The 19,284-nt window shown below is 61.3% G+C and carries 25 protein-coding genes; 16 read left to right on the forward strand and 9 right to left on the reverse strand.

The window, feature by feature from the left end:
- Positions 1–32: 32 nt before the first annotated feature.
- A complete protein-coding gene (locus tag MUM_RS0115725) occupies positions 33–737 on the forward strand; it encodes a YoaK family protein (protein ID WP_010171428.1) in 705 nt (234 codons plus the stop codon).
- A gap of 141 nt (positions 738–878) precedes the next feature.
- Here MUM_RS0115725 and MUM_RS0115730 read toward each other — a convergent pair whose 3' ends face one another.
- Positions 879–1,232 carry a hypothetical protein gene (locus MUM_RS0115730; RefSeq protein WP_010171430.1) on the reverse strand — a complete coding sequence of 118 codons (354 nt, stop codon included), beginning with the start codon at positions 1,230–1,232 and terminating at the stop codon, positions 879–881.
- Positions 1,233–1,341: 109 nt separating this feature from the next.
- On the opposite strand from MUM_RS0115730, the gene MUM_RS0115735 reads away from it, so the two are divergent.
- On the forward strand, positions 1,342–1,602 hold the full coding sequence (locus MUM_RS0115735; RefSeq protein ID WP_010171431.1) for a hypothetical protein: 261 nt from the start codon (positions 1,342–1,344) through the stop codon (positions 1,600–1,602).
- A 123-nt stretch (positions 1,603–1,725) separates the two neighbouring features.
- Here MUM_RS0115735 and MUM_RS0115740 read toward each other — a convergent pair whose 3' ends face one another.
- The 3 genes from MUM_RS0115740 to MUM_RS0115750 all read right to left on the reverse strand — a co-directional run bounded on the left by MUM_RS0115740 (position 1,726) and on the right by MUM_RS0115750 (position 3,017).
- A complete protein-coding gene (locus MUM_RS0115740; protein WP_010171433.1) occupies positions 1,726–2,037 on the reverse strand; it encodes an AzlD domain-containing protein in 312 nt (103 codons plus the stop codon).
- Positions 2,034–2,729, reverse strand: a complete 696-nt coding sequence (locus tag MUM_RS0115745) for an AzlC family ABC transporter permease (RefSeq protein WP_010171435.1) — start codon at positions 2,727–2,729, stop codon at positions 2,034–2,036. Before MUM_RS0115745 ends, MUM_RS0115740 begins: the two co-directional genes overlap by 4 nt.
- A gap of 72 nt (positions 2,730–2,801) precedes the next feature.
- Complete coding sequence (locus MUM_RS0115750) at positions 2,802–3,017, reverse strand: hypothetical protein (protein ID WP_003212603.1); 216 nt, start codon at positions 3,015–3,017, stop codon at positions 2,802–2,804.
- Between the two features lie 177 nt (positions 3,018–3,194).
- Here MUM_RS0115750 and MUM_RS0115755 point away from each other — a divergent pair, with 177 nt between their 5' ends.
- From MUM_RS0115755 to MUM_RS0115780, 6 genes are all read left to right on the forward strand, one after another.
- Positions 3,195–3,551 (forward strand): metalloregulator ArsR/SmtB family transcription factor, encoded by a 357-nt coding sequence (locus MUM_RS0115755; RefSeq protein ID WP_010171437.1) that lies wholly within the window; start codon positions 3,195–3,197, stop codon positions 3,549–3,551.
- Between the two features lie 18 nt (positions 3,552–3,569).
- Positions 3,570–4,853 carry an arsenic transporter gene (locus tag MUM_RS0115760; RefSeq protein ID WP_010171439.1) on the forward strand — a complete coding sequence of 428 codons (1,284 nt, stop codon included), beginning with the start codon at positions 3,570–3,572 and terminating at the stop codon, positions 4,851–4,853.
- Between the two features lie 13 nt (positions 4,854–4,866).
- A complete protein-coding gene (locus MUM_RS0115765; protein WP_010171442.1) occupies positions 4,867–5,337 on the forward strand; it encodes an arsenate reductase ArsC in 471 nt (156 codons plus the stop codon).
- Between the two features lie 9 nt (positions 5,338–5,346).
- A complete protein-coding gene (gene arsH, locus MUM_RS0115770; RefSeq protein WP_443216242.1) occupies positions 5,347–6,030 on the forward strand; it encodes an arsenical resistance protein ArsH in 684 nt (227 codons plus the stop codon).
- A 51-nt stretch (positions 6,031–6,081) separates the two neighbouring features.
- Positions 6,082–6,873 carry an AraC family transcriptional regulator gene (locus tag MUM_RS0115775; protein WP_010171447.1) on the forward strand — a complete coding sequence of 264 codons (792 nt, stop codon included), beginning with the start codon at positions 6,082–6,084 and terminating at the stop codon, positions 6,871–6,873.
- A gap of 74 nt (positions 6,874–6,947) precedes the next feature.
- Complete coding sequence (locus MUM_RS0115780) at positions 6,948–7,559, forward strand: LysE family transporter (RefSeq protein WP_010171449.1); 612 nt, start codon at positions 6,948–6,950, stop codon at positions 7,557–7,559.
- Positions 7,560–8,434: 875 nt separating this feature from the next.
- On the opposite strand, the gene MUM_RS0115785 is transcribed toward MUM_RS0115780, so the two are convergent.
- The gene (locus MUM_RS0115785; protein WP_010171451.1) at positions 8,435–9,742 is read right to left on the reverse strand and encodes an MFS transporter; all 1,308 of its coding nucleotides are present in this window, start codon (positions 9,740–9,742) and stop codon (positions 8,435–8,437) included.
- Positions 9,743–10,152: 410 nt separating this feature from the next.
- Between MUM_RS0115785 and MUM_RS0115790 the strand changes: the two genes are divergently transcribed.
- From MUM_RS0115790 to MUM_RS0115810, 5 genes are all read left to right on the forward strand, one after another.
- A complete protein-coding gene (locus MUM_RS0115790) occupies positions 10,153–10,446 on the forward strand; it encodes a hypothetical protein (protein ID WP_010171453.1) in 294 nt (97 codons plus the stop codon).
- A gap of 246 nt (positions 10,447–10,692) precedes the next feature.
- Positions 10,693–13,407, forward strand: coding sequence for a magnesium-translocating P-type ATPase (gene mgtA, locus MUM_RS0115795; RefSeq protein WP_010171455.1), 2,715 nt, complete (start codon positions 10,693–10,695; stop codon positions 13,405–13,407).
- Positions 13,408–13,467: 60 nt separating this feature from the next.
- Complete coding sequence (locus MUM_RS0115800) at positions 13,468–13,671, forward strand: hypothetical protein (RefSeq protein ID WP_238535539.1); 204 nt, start codon at positions 13,468–13,470, stop codon at positions 13,669–13,671.
- A gap of 31 nt (positions 13,672–13,702) precedes the next feature.
- On the forward strand, positions 13,703–14,050 hold the full coding sequence (locus MUM_RS0115805) for a DUF2493 domain-containing protein (protein WP_010171459.1): 348 nt from the start codon (positions 13,703–13,705) through the stop codon (positions 14,048–14,050).
- Positions 14,051–14,194: 144 nt separating this feature from the next.
- Entirely contained in the window at positions 14,195–14,998 is an 804-nt protein-coding gene (locus MUM_RS0115810; RefSeq protein WP_010171461.1) for a hypothetical protein, read from the forward strand.
- Between the two features lie 200 nt (positions 14,999–15,198).
- Here MUM_RS0115810 and MUM_RS0115815 read toward each other — a convergent pair whose 3' ends face one another.
- A complete protein-coding gene (locus tag MUM_RS0115815) occupies positions 15,199–15,918 on the reverse strand; it encodes a tellurite resistance TerB family protein (protein ID WP_010171463.1) in 720 nt (239 codons plus the stop codon).
- A 124-nt stretch (positions 15,919–16,042) separates the two neighbouring features.
- Here MUM_RS0115815 and MUM_RS0115820 point away from each other — a divergent pair, with 124 nt between their 5' ends.
- Positions 16,043–16,570: a DinB family protein gene (locus MUM_RS0115820; protein WP_010171464.1), complete on the forward strand. Its 528-nt coding sequence runs from the start codon at positions 16,043–16,045 to the stop codon at positions 16,568–16,570.
- Between the two features lies 1 nt (position 16,571).
- Here the strand turns inward: MUM_RS0115820 and MUM_RS0115825 are convergent, their stop codons facing one another.
- Complete coding sequence (locus tag MUM_RS0115825; protein WP_010171465.1) at positions 16,572–17,027, reverse strand: GFA family protein; 456 nt, start codon at positions 17,025–17,027, stop codon at positions 16,572–16,574.
- 234 nt (positions 17,028–17,261) lie between these two features.
- Here MUM_RS0115825 and MUM_RS0115830 point away from each other — a divergent pair, with 234 nt between their 5' ends.
- The gene (locus MUM_RS0115830; protein WP_010171466.1) at positions 17,262–17,546 is read left to right on the forward strand and encodes a hypothetical protein; all 285 of its coding nucleotides are present in this window, start codon (positions 17,262–17,264) and stop codon (positions 17,544–17,546) included.
- Between the two features lie 206 nt (positions 17,547–17,752).
- Here the strand turns inward: MUM_RS0115830 and MUM_RS0115835 are convergent, their stop codons facing one another.
- Positions 17,753–17,944, reverse strand: coding sequence for a hypothetical protein (locus MUM_RS0115835; RefSeq protein WP_023658809.1), 192 nt, complete (start codon positions 17,942–17,944; stop codon positions 17,753–17,755).
- A 115-nt stretch (positions 17,945–18,059) separates the two neighbouring features.
- On the opposite strand from MUM_RS0115835, the gene MUM_RS0115840 reads away from it, so the two are divergent.
- A complete protein-coding gene (locus MUM_RS0115840; protein WP_010171467.1) occupies positions 18,060–18,581 on the forward strand; it encodes a GNAT family N-acetyltransferase in 522 nt (173 codons plus the stop codon).
- A 5-nt stretch (positions 18,582–18,586) separates the two neighbouring features.
- Here MUM_RS0115840 and MUM_RS0115845 read toward each other — a convergent pair whose 3' ends face one another.
- The gene (locus MUM_RS0115845) at positions 18,587–19,276 is read right to left on the reverse strand and encodes an HAD-IA family hydrolase (protein WP_010171468.1); all 690 of its coding nucleotides are present in this window, start codon (positions 19,274–19,276) and stop codon (positions 18,587–18,589) included.
- Between the last annotated feature and the right edge of the window lie 8 nt (positions 19,277–19,284).

Genomic DNA, 19,284 nt, shown 5'->3' on the forward strand with positions numbered 1-19,284 from the left:
GGCCGGATAATCTCACCGAGGAACCCGGCCCCATGCTGCCTTCATCCCTGAAGCCCTACACCAACGCCGCCCTGTTGCACCGCCACAAATGGCGCGGGCGTGTCGGGCTGATGCTGGTGGCCAGCCTTTCCGTACTGGCGGGGATGACCGACGCCATCGGCTTCATGGCCAGCGGGGATTTTGTCTCGTTCATGAGCGGCAACACCACGCGCCTCGCCGTGGCGATCAGCGAAGGCGACCTGGGACTCACCGGGCGCCTGACGCTGTTGGTGGCGACCTTTATCGCCGGTAACGCGCTGGGCGTGATGGTCAGCCGCATCAGCCGGCGCCATGCCCTGCCGCTGTTGCTGTGCATCGCCACCTTGCTGTGCGGGGCCGCGGCCTGGCCGTTCGAGGATCAGTTGCCAGCGTTGCTGGCGGCGATCATCGCCATGGGCATGCTTAACGCCGCCGTCGAAGAAGTGAATGGATTACCGGTGGGCCTGACCTACGTCACCGGGGCGCTGTCGCGATTCGGGCGCGGGCTGGGCCGCTGGATGCTCGGTGAACGGCGCAATGGCTGGCGCGTGCAACTGATCCCCTGGGCCGGGATGTTTGCCGGTGCGGTGATCGGCGCGTTGCTGGAGCATCACATGGGGATTCGTGCGCTGCTGGTCAGCGGTTTGCTGTCGGCGCTGCTGGGGCTGGTGTCGCTGAAGATTCCCCGGCGCTGGCACCTGGGGTATATGCCACGCTAGAAAAAGACTGCCCTCCCGGCGCTCCGGCCTCGACGTCCCTGTACCGGTAAAGAGCCGTCACGCCGGGTGAGCACGGGAATACTAAGACAATGCCCGCGGGGCTGTCCGCAGGGCATTTCTGAATTTTTCTAACGTAAGGGATTACAGGCAAGTCGCCAGTGCGGCGAGGCGACGCTTGGCCGGGTAGTCATCCTGGGCTGCGTAATAGTTGACGGTGGCGCCAGCGCCAGCGCTGCGTACATCGACAAAATAATCACCCGCCGTGGTGTAGATGGTGAAGCCGCCGGCCTGTGCGGGCTCCATAAAACCACCGGCGTCCACGCCGAATACGGCTTCGTCCTGCCAGCCGAACTGGATGCACTGGGCAACCACCAGCGGCGCCTTGTCCGAGGCCAGGGTTTTGTAGGGCGTACCGGTACGCGCCTCTTTCATCTTAGAGCCCGCGCAACCGGCCAGCGATGCCAGTACCAATGCGCCAATGACCACCATCCGCATACCGTAGCTTCCTTGGAAAAAACGCGACTGTACCATTAGCAGGCGACACCGAATGATTATTGCGTCACCCTGCCGCCTACTTACGAACCCGCTTTTACCCGGAAACCCCATGACACCCAACGCCGAGCGCTACAACCCCTCCACCGACTACGCCGACAAGCTGATCAGCCGCATCGGCCAAACGCCTTCGTGGATCGCCAAACGCATCGGTGTGACCGACAAGCGCATCCGCTACATCCTCGACGGGATGCGCACCGTCAAGGGCGAGAGCACGCCGATCCAGATGACCTACACCGAGCAGTTTGCCCTGGAGTGCCTGGCGGCCGAGGCCAAGGCCAACAAGAAAGCCGCGGCCCCGGTTATCGAATAGCTGACAGATTCATGAACTTTGTTTCACTGTGAAGGGAGACCTTGCCGCCTATAGTCGGCAGGCTCATTTTTAAGAAGTCTCCCTTCTAGCTCGCCCTCCCGCGGGCTTTTTTTTGCCTGTTTTTCAGAGCAGCCAGCGGAACAGATAGAACAGCGCCATGCTCAACAGCACGGTGATCAACACGCTGCGGGTCCAGAACATCAGCGCCACCGCGCTGATCCCGGCCAGCAGGTAGGGGTTGCTCACGCTCAGATTGAGTGTGTGGTCGGCGAGGAAAATGATCGGGCCGCAGATGGCGGTGAGCATTCCCGGTACGGCAAAGCCGAGAAACTCCCGCGCCCCGCGATTGAGACGCACCGGCAGGCGCGGCTCGATAAACAGGTAGCGGTTGAGAAACACGATCAGGCCCATGCCAAAAATCATCACGAAGATCATTGTTGCCCCACTCCCAGCCGCTTGCAGGCAAACCCCGCACTCATCCCCAATACACCGGACACCACCACCGCCGACTCCCAATGCAGGTAGCTCAGCCATACCGAACACAGCAACGACACCGCGACACAGACAATGGTCGGCACGTCGCGCACCACCGGGGTGATCAGGGCGATAAAGGTTGCGGCGATCGAGAACTCCAGGCCCAGTTGATCGAGCCCGGGAATGCTTTTGCCGAGCACGATGCCGGCGAAGGTAAACACGTTCCAGATGATATAGAACGTCAGGCCAACGCCCAGGGCGTACCAGCGGTTGAAGGTCTGGCGGTCATATTGGCTGACCAGGGCGAAGAATTCGTCGGTCAGCAGAAAGCCCAGGCTCATGCGCCACCGGGCCTTGAGCGGCGACAGCGTGGGACGCATGTGCATGCCGTAGAGCAAATGCTGGGAGGTCAGCAACAAGGTGGTCAGCAGGATCGAAATCAGGCTGGCGCCGCTCTTGACCATGCCGATGGCCACCAGTTGCGCAGCACCGGCAAACACGATGGTCGACAGCCCCTGGGCTTCCAGCGGGGTGAATTGGGCGTCAATTGCAGTGGAACCGGCCAGCAATCCCCAAGGCGCGCAGGCCAGGGACAACGGAATGATCGCAATCGCGCCACGGGAAAAGGCGTTTAGAGGCAGAGCATCAGGCATACACAACGGGCTCATCGACAGTCAGTCGACAAGCATGCCAGCGGTGTCAGGGATTGTCTTGAACGATCGTGCTCACGCCAGCTTGACCGACACTCGCTCCACCGCATCCCGGGCTTCGCGCAGTTCGTGGGCGTCCTGGTTGAGCCGGTGGATGGTATTGAGCAGGCGCTGGCGCAGCACTTCATCACTGAGTTTTTCGACGGCGCGCATCAGGTCAAAGGCCGCGGTTTCGTTATTGTCCGCGACGGAATCGAGGGTCTTGCGCAGGTTGCGAGTGGCACGGGTCACACGTTTTCTTCCTTCATCACCAATGGGCAGGCACTTTAGGACATTTGTGTTTCAGTTTAATTTCAACCACTTGTCGTCGATTGTCGGGCCGTTGACGTAGATCAATCGAAACAGGGTTTGACCAATACATATGGAAATACGTATATTCGTATTTCCATATGTATCAAGGCGTCTCACATGGCCGATCCCTTCTCCCCGCCCAACGTCTTCAAATGCCTGGCCGACGCCACCCGCGTCCGGCTGACGCTGTTGATTGTGCGCGAAGGCGAACTTTGCGTGTGCGAGTTGATCCATGCTCTGGACGACAGCCAGCCAAAAATCTCCCGCCACCTGGCGCAACTGCGCAGTTGCGGGTTGCTGCTGGACCGTCGCCAGGGCCAGTGGATTTATTACCGCCTCAATCCGGCATTGCCTGAGTGGGTGACGGCGGTGCTCGACACCACCCTGCAAGCCAACCAAGCCTGGTTAAAAACAGACGCCCAGCGTCTGGACACCATGGGCGACCGACCACAACGGGCCAGCGCCTGCTGCTGACCCTGCGGAGAGCTTTTCATGCTTGTTGCCGTTGCTATCTTTCTGTTCACCATCATCCTCGTCATCTGGCAGCCCAAGGGCCTGGGCGTAGGCTGGAGCGCCACGATGGGCGCGATCCTGGCCCTGGCGCTTGGCGTTATCAGCCTGGCGGATATTCCGGTGGTGTGGCACATCATCTGGAACGCCACCGGCACGTTCGTCGCACTGATCATCATCAGCCTGCTGCTGGATGAGGCCGGCTTTTTCGCCTGGGCCGCCTTGCATGTGGCGCGCTGGGGCCGTGGGCGCGGCCGGCGATTGTTCGCGTATATGGTACTGCTGGGTGCGCTGGTCTCGGCGTTGTTCGCCAATGACGGTGCGGCGCTGATCCTCACCCCCATCGTGATGTCGATGCTGCTGGCGTTGCGCTTTTCCCCAGCCGCCACCCTGGCGTTTGTCATGGGCGCCGGGTTTATCGCCGACACCGCGAGCCTGCCGCTGGTGGTGTCCAACCTGGTGAACATCGTCTCGGCCGACTACTTCAAGATTGGCTTCAACGAATACGCCGCCGTGATGGTGCCGGTAAACCTGGTGAGCGTTGCCGCGACCCTCGCGGTATTGCTGTGGTTTTTCCGACGCGATATTCCGCAAACCTACGACCCGGCAGACCTCGACGATCCCGCCAGTGCGATCCACGACCGCGCGACGTTCCTGGCCGGCTGGTGGGTGCTGGGCATCCTGCTGGTGGGCTGCTTTGCCCTGGAACCGCTGGGCATTCCCATCAGCGCCATCTCCGCCGCTTGCGCCACCTTGCTGCTGGTGATCGCCGCCAAGGGCCACAAGATTTCCACCCGCAAGGTGCTGAAGGAAGCGCCCTGGCAGATCGTGATTTTCTCCCTGGGCATGTACCTGGTGGTCTACGGCCTGCGCAACGCCGGGCTGACCGACTACCTCGCCACCTGGCTCGACACCTTCGCCGGTTACGGCGTATGGGGCGCCGCCCTGGGCACTGGCGTGCTGACCGCCCTGCTGTCTTCGGCGATGAACAACCTGCCGACCGTACTCATCGGTGCACTGTCCATCGAGGCCAGCCATGCCGTGGGCGTGGTCAAGGACGCGATGATCTACGCCAACGTGATCGGCAGCGACCTCGGCCCCAAAATCACCCCCATCGGCAGCCTGGCCACCTTGCTCTGGCTGCATATCCTGGCGCGCAAAGGCATCACCATCACCTGGGGTTACTACTTCAAGGTCGGCATTGTGCTGACCCTGCCCGTGCTGTTGATCACCCTCGCCGCCCTCGCCTTGCGCCTGAGTTTCTGACGGAGTCCACTCAATGAAAGTCCTGTTCATGTGCACCGCCAACAGCTGCCGCAGCATCCTTTCGGAAGCGCTGTTCAATCACCTGGCGCCAGAAGGATTCCTGGCCATCAGTTCCGGCAGTTTTCCCAAGGGCCAGGTACTGCCCCGCAGCCTGACCACCCTGAAGGCCGCCGGCATCAGCACCGAGGGTTTGTACAGCAAGGGCAACGACGCCTTTGAAGGCAACCCGCCGGACATCGTGATCACGGTGTGCGACAAGGCTGCCGGGGAAGCGTGCCCGGTGTATTTCGGCCCGGCACTCAAGGCGCACTGGGGGCTGGAAGATCCGTCAGATGTTCAAGGAGATGAAGCTGAGATCGACGCTGCGTTTCACACCACCCTGGACATAATTGAACGCCGTTGCCGGGACTTTTTCGAGATTCCGTTTGCCAGCCTGGGTCCGGTCGAAATCAAGGCCGAACTCGATCGCATCGCGGCGCTGTAACCGGAGCAACTGATGAGTACCCTGCCCAACCTGAACCACGACCTGTCCAAGCCGCAACAACTGGACCCACCGCCGCGCATCCTGCTGCTCTACGGCTCTACTCGGCCACGCTCGTTCAGCCGTCTGCTGGTGGAAGAAGCCGCGCGCCTGTTGCAGCACTTTGGCGCCGAGACACGCATCTTCAACCCGTCGGGCTTACCGTTGCCGGACGATGCGCCCAACGACCACCCCAAGGTCCAGGAACTGCTGCAACTGATGCAGTGGTCCGACGGCCAGGTCTGGTGTTCGCCGGAGCGTCACGGCTCGATGTCGGCGGTGTTCAAGGCACAGCTGGACTGGGTGCCATTGGCCCTCGGCGCGGTGCGTCCGACCCAGGGTAAAACCCTGGCAGTGATGCAGGTATCCGGCGGCTCGCAGTCGTTCAATACCGTCAACCAGTTGCGGGTGCTGGGACGCTGGATGCGCATGTTCACCATCCCCAACCAATCGTCGGTGCCCAAGGCCTATATGGAGTTCGACGATCAGGACCGCATGAAGCCGTCGGCACTGTATGACCGGGTGGTGGATGTGATGGAAGAGCTGGTGAAATTCACCCTGCTGCTGCGGGATCGCCCGGACCTGGTCGACCGCTATTCAGAGCGCAAGGAGAGCAGCGAAGCACTGTCGAAACGGGTCAATCAACGGTCGATCTGAAGCCCTTTTCCGGCGTATGCTCGCGGGCAACCGTCACTGCGAGCCACCTCAATGCGTTCCATGCAACACGCCTGGCTGGGCAACTACGAAGTCAGCAGTACCTCCTGCACCGGCTTGACGTTTGCCCGCCACAGCCATGATGAATGTGTGATCGGCGTCAACCTGCTCGGCGAGGAACAGGTGTGGCTGGACCGCCGCACCTTCGAGGCGGGCCCCGGCAGCATCACCTTGTACAACCCGGGGCAAATTCAGGGCGGCGGCGCGGCCGAGGGGCAGCCGTGGCGCTTTGTCAGCCTGTATGCGACCGCTGACCAATTGGCGACCGACCTGGGCCTGGCGCACCTGGAGTTCGACCGTTCGCTGTGCTTCCAGCCGGAATTGGCGATGAAGCTGGCCGGGGCGATCGAAGGCTCGTTGAGTGCCGATCCAATGGCCCGCGAGCTGAGCGAAGAAGCCCTGGTGGTGCTGCTCGGCGAGGTGGTCAGTTGCAGCGGTGTGCGCCTGCCCGGTAGCACCGCAGCGGGTCGCGGGCTGGTGATCAAGGCCCAGGAGCTGCTCGCCGAAAACCTGCATCAGGCCGTTGCCCTCGACACCCTCGGTGATGAGCTGGGCCTGTCGAAATTCCATCTGCTGCGGGCCTTTCAGAAAGAAACCGGACTGAGTCCGCGCCAGTGGGCGATGCAACTGCGCACCCGACGCGCCAAAGGCCTGCTGCGCTCGGGCGTTGCAGCGTCGCAGGTTGCCCACGCCCTTGGGTTCGCCGACCAGAGCCATCTCAATCGGCATTTCCGGGCGGCTTACGGCATCACACCGGGGCGCTATCAAAGCGTACTCAAGGGCTGAAAAGCGCAATCTGGTTCAAGACGCCTCACCTGCCCTCGCGCAAAATGCCGGCCATCACTTGAAGGAAGGCAGGCATGTTGACGATCTTTTTTTCGGCGCTGGTATTTGGTTTTGTGTTTTGCCTGTCGCCGGGGGCGGTGTTGGCGGAGACGCTGCGCCGTGGGCTGTTGCATGGGTTCACGCCGGCGCTGCTGGTGCAGATTGGATCGCTGGTGGGGGATGCCGTGTGGGCGGTGATTGGGCTGACGGGCATGGCGTTGTTGACCCAGCATGAGTCGGTGCGGGTGCCGCTGACGGCCGTTTGTGGGTTGTATCTGGCCTGGCTCGGGGTTCGCAGCCTGATGGACGCCTGGCGCTTGCCAGAGGCCGAAAGTGCACCGGCCGGGTCCGGGCAGAATGCGCTGGTGGTGGGGGCGGCTATTTCGTTGGCTAATCCGAAGAACATTGTTTATTGGGGGGCGCTGGGCAGTGCGTTGTCTGGGATAGTCGGGGCGGCGCCGAGCCATGGGCAGACGTTGATGTTTTTTGCGGGGTTTATGGTGGCGTCGGTGCTTTCGTGCTTTCTGATTGCGGCACTCGTCAACCTGCTGCGCCAGAACGCGTCACCCCTATGGCAGCGTGTCAGTTATGGGGCGTGCGGGGGGGTGTTGCTGTATCTGGCGGTTCTGGCTTTGCGTGCGATTTGAAGGAGGGTTGGGCGGTGGGCATATCCGTTGCTGCGGTCACGGCCTCCTAAGGTTTCGCTCTTACAGCGACTCACTTTGGAAAAGCCCCAAAGTAAGCAAAAGGCTCTGCCCCGCCTGTCGGCACCTCGCTAAGGCTCGGTGTTCCCTCACTCCGGCGATGCTCCGCGGGCCGCCGCGATGGGCCATCCTTGGCCCAGCGCGGCTAAACCGGCGTCCTGCCGGTTTACCCGCTCCGCACCACCTGCGTTCGGCCTCGGGCTTATTGGGGCAGTCAGATCAAGATCAAAAGCAAGAGCACAGCGGCCTACAGGCCGGCTTGAGTGGTAGAAGCCAGATCAAAAGCGAAAGCCAAAGCGAAAGCCAAATCTGAAACTGATGCAGCTCTGCTTTTCTGTGGGAGCTGGCTTGCCTGCGATGCAGACAACTCGGTTTTTCAGATACACCCAGTTGATGCTATCGCAGGCAAGCCAGCTCCTACAGTTGGACCGTGCCCGCTGGTAGATTTTGATGTTGCCTTTGCTTCACACCACTCAAGCCGGCCTGTAGGCCGCTGTGCTGTTGATCTGCTTTTGATCTTGATCTTAGGCGCCCCGTTAAACCACGCTGGCCGAACGCAGGCTTTGGAGCGTGGGTAACCCGGCAGGACGCCGGGTTAGCCGCGCTGGGCCAAGGATGGCCCATCGCGGCGGCCCACGGTCCAAAGCCGGAGTGAGGGAACACCGAGCCTAGGCGAGGTGCCGAGTGGTGGGGCAAGAGCCTTTTGGTTACTTTTGGGCTCTTTTCAAAAGTGACCCGCTGTAAGAGCGGAACCAATCGAAGCCATCACAAAAAAAACGGATATGCCCCCCCCCGGAAAAATCAAGCCACGCCTCTGATCAAGCCGGCCACCGCCGGTGCAGATCATCGATAACATAGTCGTGCCTGTGCACCCCGCCATGGTTAAGCGCCAAGTGCGGATGCCCCACCGGCAGATCATCATGACGATGGAGCATCTGGATTTGCTCATGACCCGGTCGCCACAGAAAAACGCAAGCCATCAGCGCCAACACCGCTATCACCGCCATCGCGGCAAACGACGCCACCAACCCCGCATTGGCACTCAACCAACCCGCCAGCGGATAAGTGATCAACCAGCAAACATGAGACAGCGCAAATTGTGCGGCAAACAACGCCGGACGATCTTCAGCGTGCGCAGAACGACGCAACAAACGCCCTCCCGGTGTTTGCGCCAGCGAGTAACCAACCCCCAGCACACACCACAACACCCACAACTGGCCGTAACCCGACAACTGGATACCGGCGCTCAACCCCACTATCAACAACCCGCCCCCCGCCAACATCGCCACTCGGTCACTGATGTTTTTCAGAAGCCCGGGCAACGCCAATGCGGCAATCATCGACCCCGCACCAAACGCCGCCAGCGCCATCGCAGTAAACCGTTGCGGCAATTCAAAGCGCGACTGCACCAGCACCACGGTGTTGACGATCACCATGGAGCTGGCCGCCGCCACCGCCAGGTTCAACGCCAACAACCCGCGCAGGCGCGGTGTCGCAAGGAAGATCCGTACGCCCCGGGTGGTGCGTTCATAAATGCTGCGAGGCACCATCGCCCGGGCCTGAGGCAGCAGCACCGAAGACACCAGCAGCGCCGACACCACAAACCCCACTGACGTACCGGCAAACAGGCTGTGGAAGCTGATCACCGTCAGCAATGCAGCGGCCAGCATCGGGCTCACTACGCTTTCCATGTCGTAGGCCAAACGAGCCAGGGACAGCGCCTGGGTGTACTGCTTTTCATCGGTGAGGATGTCCGGGATGGTCGCCTGGAAGGTCGGGGTAAAGGCCGCCGAGGCTGACTGCAGGACAAAGATCAACAGGTAGATCTCCCACACCTGCGTCACAAAAGGCAGCGCCAGGGCCACCAGCGCCCGGGTCAGGTCCAGGGTCACCAGCATCGCCCGACGTGGCAGGCGCTCGGCGAAGGCCGCGGCCACCGGGGCAACGCCGATATAGGCGGCCATCTTGATCGCCAGCGCCGTGCCCAACACCGCGCCCGCCTGGGCACCCGCCAGGTCGAACGCCAACAAGCCCAGCGCAACGGTGGTCAAGCCGGTGCCGATCAGCGCGATGATTTGCGCCAGGAACAAGTGGCGATAGGTTCTATTGCCGAGAACATCGAACATGGGAAGTTGCCTCGTGCACACACACATAGAAGTTGTTGCGGCATTGTGACTCCGCGTTATCCACCCGGTACAGATCATTTATCAATAAGTGCATTGGATACTATAACTTCCCTCCCTTTTTGTCTGAACGAACTCTGAACCGGTAACAAATTAAGTCATTAAATGTTGACAGGCAGCAACTGCCTGAGTAGATTGCCCGTGCCTGCAACTCCGGGCCATTTTTTAACCTCACAAAAGAAGCCAATGGACACAGTATCTAGTCGCTGTCCGATCACCGTGAATGCGGCGAATCGGGCGCAAAACCCAGAGAAAATGACGGGACTCGCCTTTCCGGCCGAGTAAGCTGCGCTAGAGCCTGACGCTCCAACGTAACTGCCTCACCGGATGCCAGTCCGGTCCCGAGGTGTGTTATGACCTTTCAACTGATTGCTTTGCCTGATCTGCGTACGCTGGCGTCGGCCCTGCGTGCCAAATTGTGCCGCGAGCCCGTAGGCTTTTCGCCTACCCGCAGCGCTTTTGTGACCTCATCCCCCCGCGTGTGCCCGGCTCCCCTGGCCCACTGGCGTATCTGCCCCACCACCGGCCACCTGGTCCAGCAATGGGATCACGCCGACCCTCAAGACCCACAGAGACGGGACGTTTCCGGCCTGGTCGCGCAAGCGAGCCTGATGCTGAGCCTCTACGTGGACGCTCGCGCGGCGTAAGCCGGCTGGAAACAGCAACTTCCTGATTATCCGTTAATTATTTAGCTGGAGTTCTCTATGGACGAAGCCAGTAGTAGCCCGCTGCGCGCTAGTTAACTAACGCGCTGTTAGCGGGCCTCTAGAAAGTTACTCAACACTTTATTTAAACCGATCGCGAAGTCAGCGACTCGGCATGCTTTCGCTCGCCTGTCATCAGGTAAGTACCGGGTATGTTTTGTCGAAAAATTGGCGACAGGAGTACACACAATGAGCGCAGTAAAAAACCCGAAACTGCACAAGAAAAACGGCACCGACACCGACACCAAGCTGTCGATGCGTGCTGCCCGCGAAGCCCAGAACGGCCTCTCGGCAACCCTCGCCAATGTCCGGGCAACCAAGGATGGCCTGACCGAACTGGACGCCTCTGCCCGCCTGCAACGTGAAGGCTACAACGAGGTGGCCCACGACAAGCCGCCTCACGCCATCGTGCAATTCCTCCAGGCACTGAACAACCCGTTCATCTATGTGCTGCTGACCCTGGGCGGCATCAGCTTCGTTACCGATTACTGGCTGCCGCTGCAGGCCGGTGAAGAAGCCGACCTGACCAAGGTCATCATTATCATGACCATGGTCATGCTCAGCAGCCTGCTGCGGTTCTGGCAGGAACACCGCTCGGCCAAGTCCGCCGAAGCCTTGAAAGCCATGGTGCGCACCACTGCCACGGTGTTGCGCCGCGAACAAGTGGGCTCCACGCCGACCCTGCGGGAAGTGCCGATGCGCGACCTGGTGGCCGGCGATATCGTGCAACTGTCAGCCGGCGACATGATCCCGGCCGATATCCGCCTGATCGAGTCCCGCGACCTGTTCATCAGCCAGGCCGTGCTGACCGGCGAAGCCTTGCCGGTGGAGAAGTACGACACCCTGGGCGATGTCACGCAAAAATCCGCCACCTCCACGGCGGCAGACCAGGGCAACCTGCTGGACTTGCCGAACATCTGCTTCATGGGCACCAACGTGGTCAGTGGCCGGGCGAAAGCCGTGGTGGTTGCCACCGGACCACGCACCTACTTTGGCTCCCTGGCCAAGGCGATTGTCGGTTCCCGGGTACAAACCGCGTTTGACCGTGGGGTGAACAGCGTCAGCTGGCTGTTGATCCGCTTCATGCTGGTGATGACGCCGATCGTGTTTTTCCTCAACGGGTTCTCCAAGGGTGACTGGAGCGATGCCTTGCTGTTCGCCCTGGCAGTTGCGGTAGGCCTGACCCCGGAAATGCTGCCGATGATCGTCAGCGCCAACCTGGCCAAGGGCGCAACCGCCATGGCCAAGCGCAAAGTGGTGGTCAAGCGCCTCAACGCGATCCAGAACTTCGGTTCAATGGACGTGCTGTGCACCGACAAGACCGGCACCCTGACCCAGGACAAGATCATCCTCGAGCACCACGTCAACGCCTTTGGCAACCGTGATGACTCGGTGCTGACCCTGGCCTGGCTCAACAGCCATCACCAAAGCGGCATGAAGAACCTGATGGACCAGGCGGTCGTACAGTTCTCGGAACAGAACCCGAAGTTCCAGGTGCCGTTCGCCTACAGCAAGGTCGATGAATTGCCGTTCGACTTTATCCGTCGTCGCCTGTCGATTGTGGTCAAGGACGCGCAAAACGATCACCTGCTGGTGTGCAAGGGCGCGGTCGAGGAGATGCTGAGCATTTCCACCCATGTGATGGAGGGTGACGTTGCCGTCGAGCTGGATGATCGTCGTCGCAACGAGTTGCTGGCGATTGCCCAGGATTACAACGAAGACGGCTTCCGGGTGTTGGTGGTTGCCACCCGCAACATTCCAAAAGCGCTGGCGCGCAACCAGTACACCACCGCCGATGAGCGCAACCTGGTGATCCGTGGCTTCCTGACCTTCCTCGATCCGCCAAAGGAAACCGCAGGCCCGGCCATCGCTGCCCTGCGCGAAATTGGTGTGGCGGTCAAAGTGCTCACCGGCGACAACGCTATCGTCACCAGCAAGATCTGCCGCCAGGTCGGACTGGAGCCCGGCGTGCCGTTGCTGGGCGTGGAAATCGAAGCGATGGACGACGCCACCCTCAAGCTGCGGGTTGAGGAACGCACGGTGTTTGCCAAGCTGACGCCGCTGCAAAAGTCCCGGGTGCTCAAGACCTTGCAGTCCAACGGCCACACCGTGGGTTTCCTCGGCGACGGCATCAACGATGCACCGGCCCTGCGGGACGCCGACGTGGGTATCTCGGTGGACAGCGCGACGGACATCGCCAAGGAATCGGCCGACATCATCCTGCTGGAAAAGAGCCTGATGGTGCTGGAAGAAGGCGTGCTGAAAGGCCGTGAGACCTTCGGCAATATCATGAAGTACCTGAACATGACCGCCAGTTCCAACTTCGGCAACGTGTTCTCGGTGCTGGTGGCCAGCGCATTCATTCCGTTCCTGCCGATGCTGTCGATCCACCTGCTGCTGCAAAACCTGATGTACGACATCTCCCAGCTGGCCTTGCCGTGGGACAAGATGGACAAGGAATACCTGGCCAAGCCGCGCAAGTGGGATGCGAAAAACATCGGCCGCTTCATGATCTGGATCGGACCGACCTCGTCGATCTTCGACATGACCACCTTTGCCCTGATGTGGTACGTGTTCTCGGCCAACAGCGTGGAAATGCAGACCCTGTTCCAGTCCGGCTGGTTCATCGAGGGGCTGCTCTCGCAAACCCTGGTGGTGCATATGCTGCGCACCCGCAAGATCCCGTTCTTCCAGAGCAACGCCGCATGGCCGGTGATGATGATGACGTGCATCGTGATCGGGCTGGGCATCTACGTACCGTTCTCGCCGCTGGGCGCGATGGTGGGCCTGGAGCCGCTGCCACTGGCGTACTTCCCATGGCTGGTGGGCACCCTGGTCGCCTACTGCTGCGTGGCACAGCTGATGAAAACCCTCTACATCCGCCGCTTCAAGCAGTGGTACTGATCAACCGCCCCTGAAAAGCGCTGGCTATCGATGGATAGCCAGCGCCTGCGGAGACTGACAATGAACCGACTCATGAGCTACCTCGACAACGCCGCACGCGCGGTCTTGGTGTACGGCCTCGCCCAAGCCGCCAAGGCGGTGATGGTGCTGGGCGTACGGCTTTACGTACGCAACCTGCTCAGCGCCGTGGAAATGCGCTTCATGCTGGGCTTTTCCAGCACGTTGAACAGCACCTGCCTCCGCTTGCTGCGCCCGCGTCGATAAATGGCAATACGCAATACAAGGAAACATCACCATGCGCGTCTTGATCTGTGCAGGTCGTCATTACGCCGATACAAAAATGTCCCGCCAGGTGCTGGACGCCTACCACCGCCTGCGCCCGGTGCAGGTATTGATCCACGGCGGCAGCCAGTTCCTGGGCAGCGACGTGGAGGACTGGGCCCGGGAAACCGGCGTGGATGTGGTGCGTTACCCACCCAACTGGCAACGCCATGGCAAGCAGGCCGAGCGTCATCGCAACCAGTTCATGCTCACCGACAGCCGGCCCGACGTGATCATCGCGCTGCCCGGTGGCGACGACACCTCGGAACTGGTGAGCCAGGCCAAGGCCTGCGGCATCCATGTGCTGACGGTAGACAGCTGAATCAACCCTTACTGGAGCATCCAGACATGAACGAAGAACCCAGTTGTAGCGGTACCCAATTGCACACCCTTTTCTATTTGAATCACGGCGCGTCCCTGCCAAGTCCGGCCGGGACACGCCTCAGGCTGTTGATCGAGGTTCACCATGTACAAGAAACACACCCCTGACGGTTTCACCAAATACCGCAACCGCAGCACCCACGTTACCTTCCATCCCCTGCCCGCCTCCAAGCTACGAGCGGTGCGGCGTAATCTGATCTTCGTTGGCGTGACCCTGGGCGTCGTGCTGGTGCTCAGCCTGATGTCAAATGCCTATGCGGCCGGTGGCTCCTACGTGGTCGACGACGGCGCGATCAATGCCCCGGGCGAATGCAATGTCGACGCCTGGTTCACCGCCAATCGGCACGACGGCTCAACCCACAGCGAAACCCTGGCGCCGGCGTGCACCTCCACGGCCATTCCGTGGTTGCAGTGGACTGCGGCCGTGTCGCGGGCCAACCATGATGGCGAGGGCGAAACCCAGGTGAATCCGCAGCTCAAGGCGCAGTTGTGGGCCCGGGAAGACCTGGGCCTGGAACTGGCCGCGTCTGCCGGCGTGCATTACGCGCTGAACCGCCAGCATTCGTTTGATGGTGCGGACTTGAATGTGCCGCTTACATGGCAGCCCATGGACGCCCTGCGGCTGAACTTCAATGCGGGCTGGAGCCATGCCTATAACGACGGCGACCAAACCCATCGACCGACCTGGGGCACCGGGTTTGAATACACCCTGGCCGACTCACTGACGCTGATCGCCGAACGTTACGGCCAGCAAGGCGGCGACCAGGCCTGGCAAGCCGGGCCGAGGGTGCATATCGGTAAAAATGTGGATGTGGACCTGGTGGTGGGGCGCAGTTTGATCGGGGATCGGCATCAGTGGCTGACAACCGGCGCTACACTCAGGTTCTAAAAACCAAGGGAAGTACACACAACCTGTGGTGAGGGGGCTTGTCCCCCGCTGGGCTGCGAAGCGGCCCCAGAAAGGCAACCGCGATCTTTCAGAAATACAGCGGTGGATGAATCAGGGCCGCTTCGCAGCCCAACGGGGGACAAGCCCCCTCGCCACAGCCCCCTCACCACACGTGTCAGACGCAAGACTTGCCGCAGCGGCTAAACCTGCCCTTTGGCCTGCTGCTCCAGATGCACCTGCAATGCTGGATCAATCTTCAACTGCCCCGCCAGCTCATCCAGGTAATTGCGCTCCGCGTCCTGCTGGTCATCCACCAGCATCACGCTGACCAGGTACACCTCGGCCGCCACCGCCGGGTCTGCGGCAAACTCGGCAAAGTCCGCCGGATTCAGCGGCTTGGCCACCTCGGCATCCAGCCATGCCTGCAACTGCGGATCATCGGTGTGCTTGCCGATCTCGGCCGAGATCATCTGCTGCTCGCGCTGATCAATCTCGCCATCGGCCTTGGCTGCCGCAATCAACGCACGCAGCACGGCGTGGCTGTGTTCCTCGACCTGAGCGCCGGACAATTGGTCAACCGTTTGCAAGGTCTGCTGCGGTGCCGACGCCTGTTGCCGCTGCCAGGCCTGATACGCCTGGAACGCCATCATCCCCAGGGAGGCCAGCGCCGCATAGTTGGTGCCGCCGGTGCGCCCTTGGGGCGCCGCACGGCTTCCGCCCAACAGGCCACCCAGGCCTCCGAGCAGACCGCCCAGGCCACCACCGCCGGAAGCTGAAGCGCCACCGCCGCCCAGCAAGCCGCCGAGCAACCCGCCCAAATCGCCGAGCCCGCCCTGGGACGCCGGAGCAGCGTCGCCCTGCTGACGCGTCGAGGCCTGGCCTGCGCGCAGCAATTGTTCCAGTAGATCGCCAGTATTCATGGTGTCACCCTCCCAGGGCGCAGAGTTCCAGATCAACAACAATAGACCGGCTGCGCCAGAACACCATGACCGCCCGGCAGGCACGCACTATCATGCTGCCAACCCCCCATGGAGGACGCACCACGTGACCCGTACCGAGCAGATTGTCTTGATGGCGAGCTACAACCAGTGGATGAACCGCAAGGTGTACGAGGCTGCCGGCGGCCTGAGCGACGAGGCGTTAATGGCCGACCGTGGCGCGTTCTTCAGCTCGATCCTGGGCACGCTGAACCACCTCGCCCTGGGTGATCGCGTCTGGCTCAAGCGTTTCGCCGAGCATCCGGCGCAATTTACCGCGCTGGCGCCGTTAAGCACGCTGGAAGTGCCGCCACGCCTGGACCAACTGGCGTTCGCCGACATCCGAGAACTGTCGGCCCACCGAGCCTGGCTCGACCGACTCATCATCGAATGGGCGCAATCGATCACTGAGCCGGACCTGGAGCAGCTGCTGCAGTACCGCAACATGGCAGGCACGGCCATGAACAAGAATTTTCATGCACTGCTGGTGCATTTCTTCAATCACCAGACCCACCACCGGGGCCAGGTGACAACGCTGCTGACGCAGGCCGGGCGCGACGTGGGCGACACCGACCTGCTGGCGCTGATCGACTAGTTCAACTGGCGTTGAACTCGGCGTAGGCCTGTATCAATGCCGGGAAATTCTCTCGCTCCGGCAACTGCGCAAAGCTGTGCTGCGCAGGGGTCGTCGCCCACGGCAGCTTTTCACTGGTCCAGGTTTCAATGAACGGCACATAGTCGCTGACATCATCAAACATGGTGGGCCGCAGGTTGATCAAGTCCTCGACACCGTTGGGGCGGGAAAACATCCAGCTCATGCAGTGCGGGCAGCAGTAATGGCGGTCTACGCCGTGCAGCCCGCCGATCACCGGGTTGCCCTGGGTGATGGTAAATCCGCTGCTGGGGATCAGCGCGCTCAGGGAGAACGCGCTGGACGACATCTTCTGGCAGCCGGTGCAGTGGCACGCCATGGTGATCAACGGTTTTTCGGTCACGGTAAACCGCACCCGATCACAACGGCAGCCGCCTTCCTGGGACTCTTGATTACTCATCTTCCACTCCAGTCACATTGTGTGTGTGCCCGGAGAATAAACGAGCGGGTGCGTCACGAACAGCAGCAGGCTCTATGGGTGCCGACGTGGGCGCAATACCCTCAAACGAACGCCTGGGGCAGCGAACTGTCATAAAAAAGACAGAGCGGTGAAATCAGCCAACGGCTGCCCGCCCTGCCCGCGCGCATCAGCAGATTACCGGTGCGACGCATCCCCCAAGAAGGAGACGCTTACATGGTCATTCACTTCAAGGTCGCCGGGCATCTTGCCTGCGGTCATCACGGCAACAACCTCCCTTCCTGCACCGAGCTGAAGCGGGTCAAATGCCGTACCTGCCGTAATACCGAAGCCTACAAGGAAGCCCGCCGCACCCAACGCAACGCCGCCCGGCGTGCCGCACGCCGATCCAAAGTCGCCCATGCCGCCGGTGACTGGCGCAGCGCCTGGACCCAACGCCTGACCGATCTGCCAGGCCGTCAGCGCCTGCCACGCGGCTTCAGCGGCCAGCCATTCGTCTAGGCTGTACAGGCCACACCGTGGCGAGGGAGCTTGCTCCCGCTGGGCTGCGTAGCGGCCCCAAAATCCGGGGAGCGCTTCGCACTGGAGCGCCAGCCCGGTCCAGCGGGAGCAAGCACCCTCGCCACAACCAGCTCCTCGCTACAGGTTATGTGTTGCCCAATCAGGCCCCAATAAAAAGCCCCGGACTGACCGAGGCTGTTGAGGGTTCACGCATCATTGGCAACGGGCCTCGACCGCGCCTTGTAACCCGGCAGTGCAGCAGCATACGCCAGTGCCTGCTCACGGGAACCGAAGGACGCCAGCCGATCAGCCTTGGTACAGACCCGCCACGGGCCACTGTTGACCTGCACGATGTCGTAGCCGTTGAGATGCAGCTTGTTCAGCATGGGAGTGCTCATAGTCACCTCTCTCTCCAGAGATAATCCAGGTGTTTGCCCGGTCTACCATACACCCGGGTAAAGCGGTGTAACCTACCGGGCGTCGCACAGGCGTGCACTTCATGGAGCAGGGAAGATGATCACTATCAAACAGGCGACGGTCAGCGATGTTGCAGTGCTGCGTGACATTGGCATCCAGACCTACACCGAGCATTTCTCGGCCATCTGGAGCCCGGCGGGCATGCAGGGCTTCCTGGACAAGGACTTCTCCCCCGAATCGCTGCAAGACACCCTTGAGCGTCCCTCGGCACATTGTTGGTTACTCGCCCAGGATGAACAGGCACGTGCCGTCGGGTTCGCCAAGGTCAACTGGGACCGGGAGGTTCCGGGCAGCGATAACGCAGGCGCCGAACTGCAAAAGATCTATTTCCTGAAGTCCGCGGCCGGTAATGGTTACGGCCAGCAGTTGCTGGACCACGTACACCAGCTCGCACGCACCCACCTGCAACCGCTGTTATGGCTCGAAGTACTCAAGACCAACGAAAGCGCCCAACGCTTTTATCAACGCTACGGGTTTGAACGCCTGGCAGAAATCCCTTTCAGCACCGACATCACAGCGATCCCAATGGTGGTCATGTCCCACCGCTTGGCCCGGTAAAAGGTTCATCCTGCATCGGGTAACGGCAAACCCCAAGCCCGCAAGTCAAACGCCTCCAGGCTCAGCAGTCGACCATCGGCATGCAGGAACTTCTCCTGCGGCATCGCCGGGTCCGGGATGGCCACGGCGTACATCCCCGCCGCCTTGGCCGCCGTGATGCCGAATGGCGAATCCTCGAACACCAGGCAGTCAGCCGGCGCCACGCCCAGCCGCTCGGCGGCCACCAGGAAGATGTCCGGCGCCGGCTTGGCGGCACCCACCTGTGGGTCATCCGCCGTGACGATGGCGTCGAACAAGGCGAACCACTCACGGTGCAAGGTGGTTTTCAGCTCGAAATAATGCCGCGATGAGCTGGTGCCCACCGCAATCGGCACACCGTGGGCCGACAAATGCCGCACCAGCGCCTGGGCCCCGGCCATCGCCGCCGCTTGTGGAAAGCGCGCATTCATCAACGGTGTGCGTTCCTGCAGGAACACCTCGGGGCTCATCGGCAAGCCCACGGCTTGCACGATATAGCTGGCAAGCTCATAGGCCCCCAGGCCGATGGTGTTCTGCTTCATGCTCCAGTCAAACGTGAGGCCGTAGCGGTCGGCAATCATCTGGGTGACTTCGGTGTAGATGCCTTCGGTGTCGAGCAGCAGGCCGTCCATGTCGAAGATCACAGCCTTGATCGGCGCGGGTCGCGGTGCATTCATCAAGGTGC

Origin of the sequence: Pseudomonas sp. PAMC 25886 (assembly GCF_000242655.1) — a bacterium.
In the GTDB taxonomy this organism is placed as follows: Bacteria; Pseudomonadota; Gammaproteobacteria; order Pseudomonadales; family Pseudomonadaceae; genus Aquipseudomonas.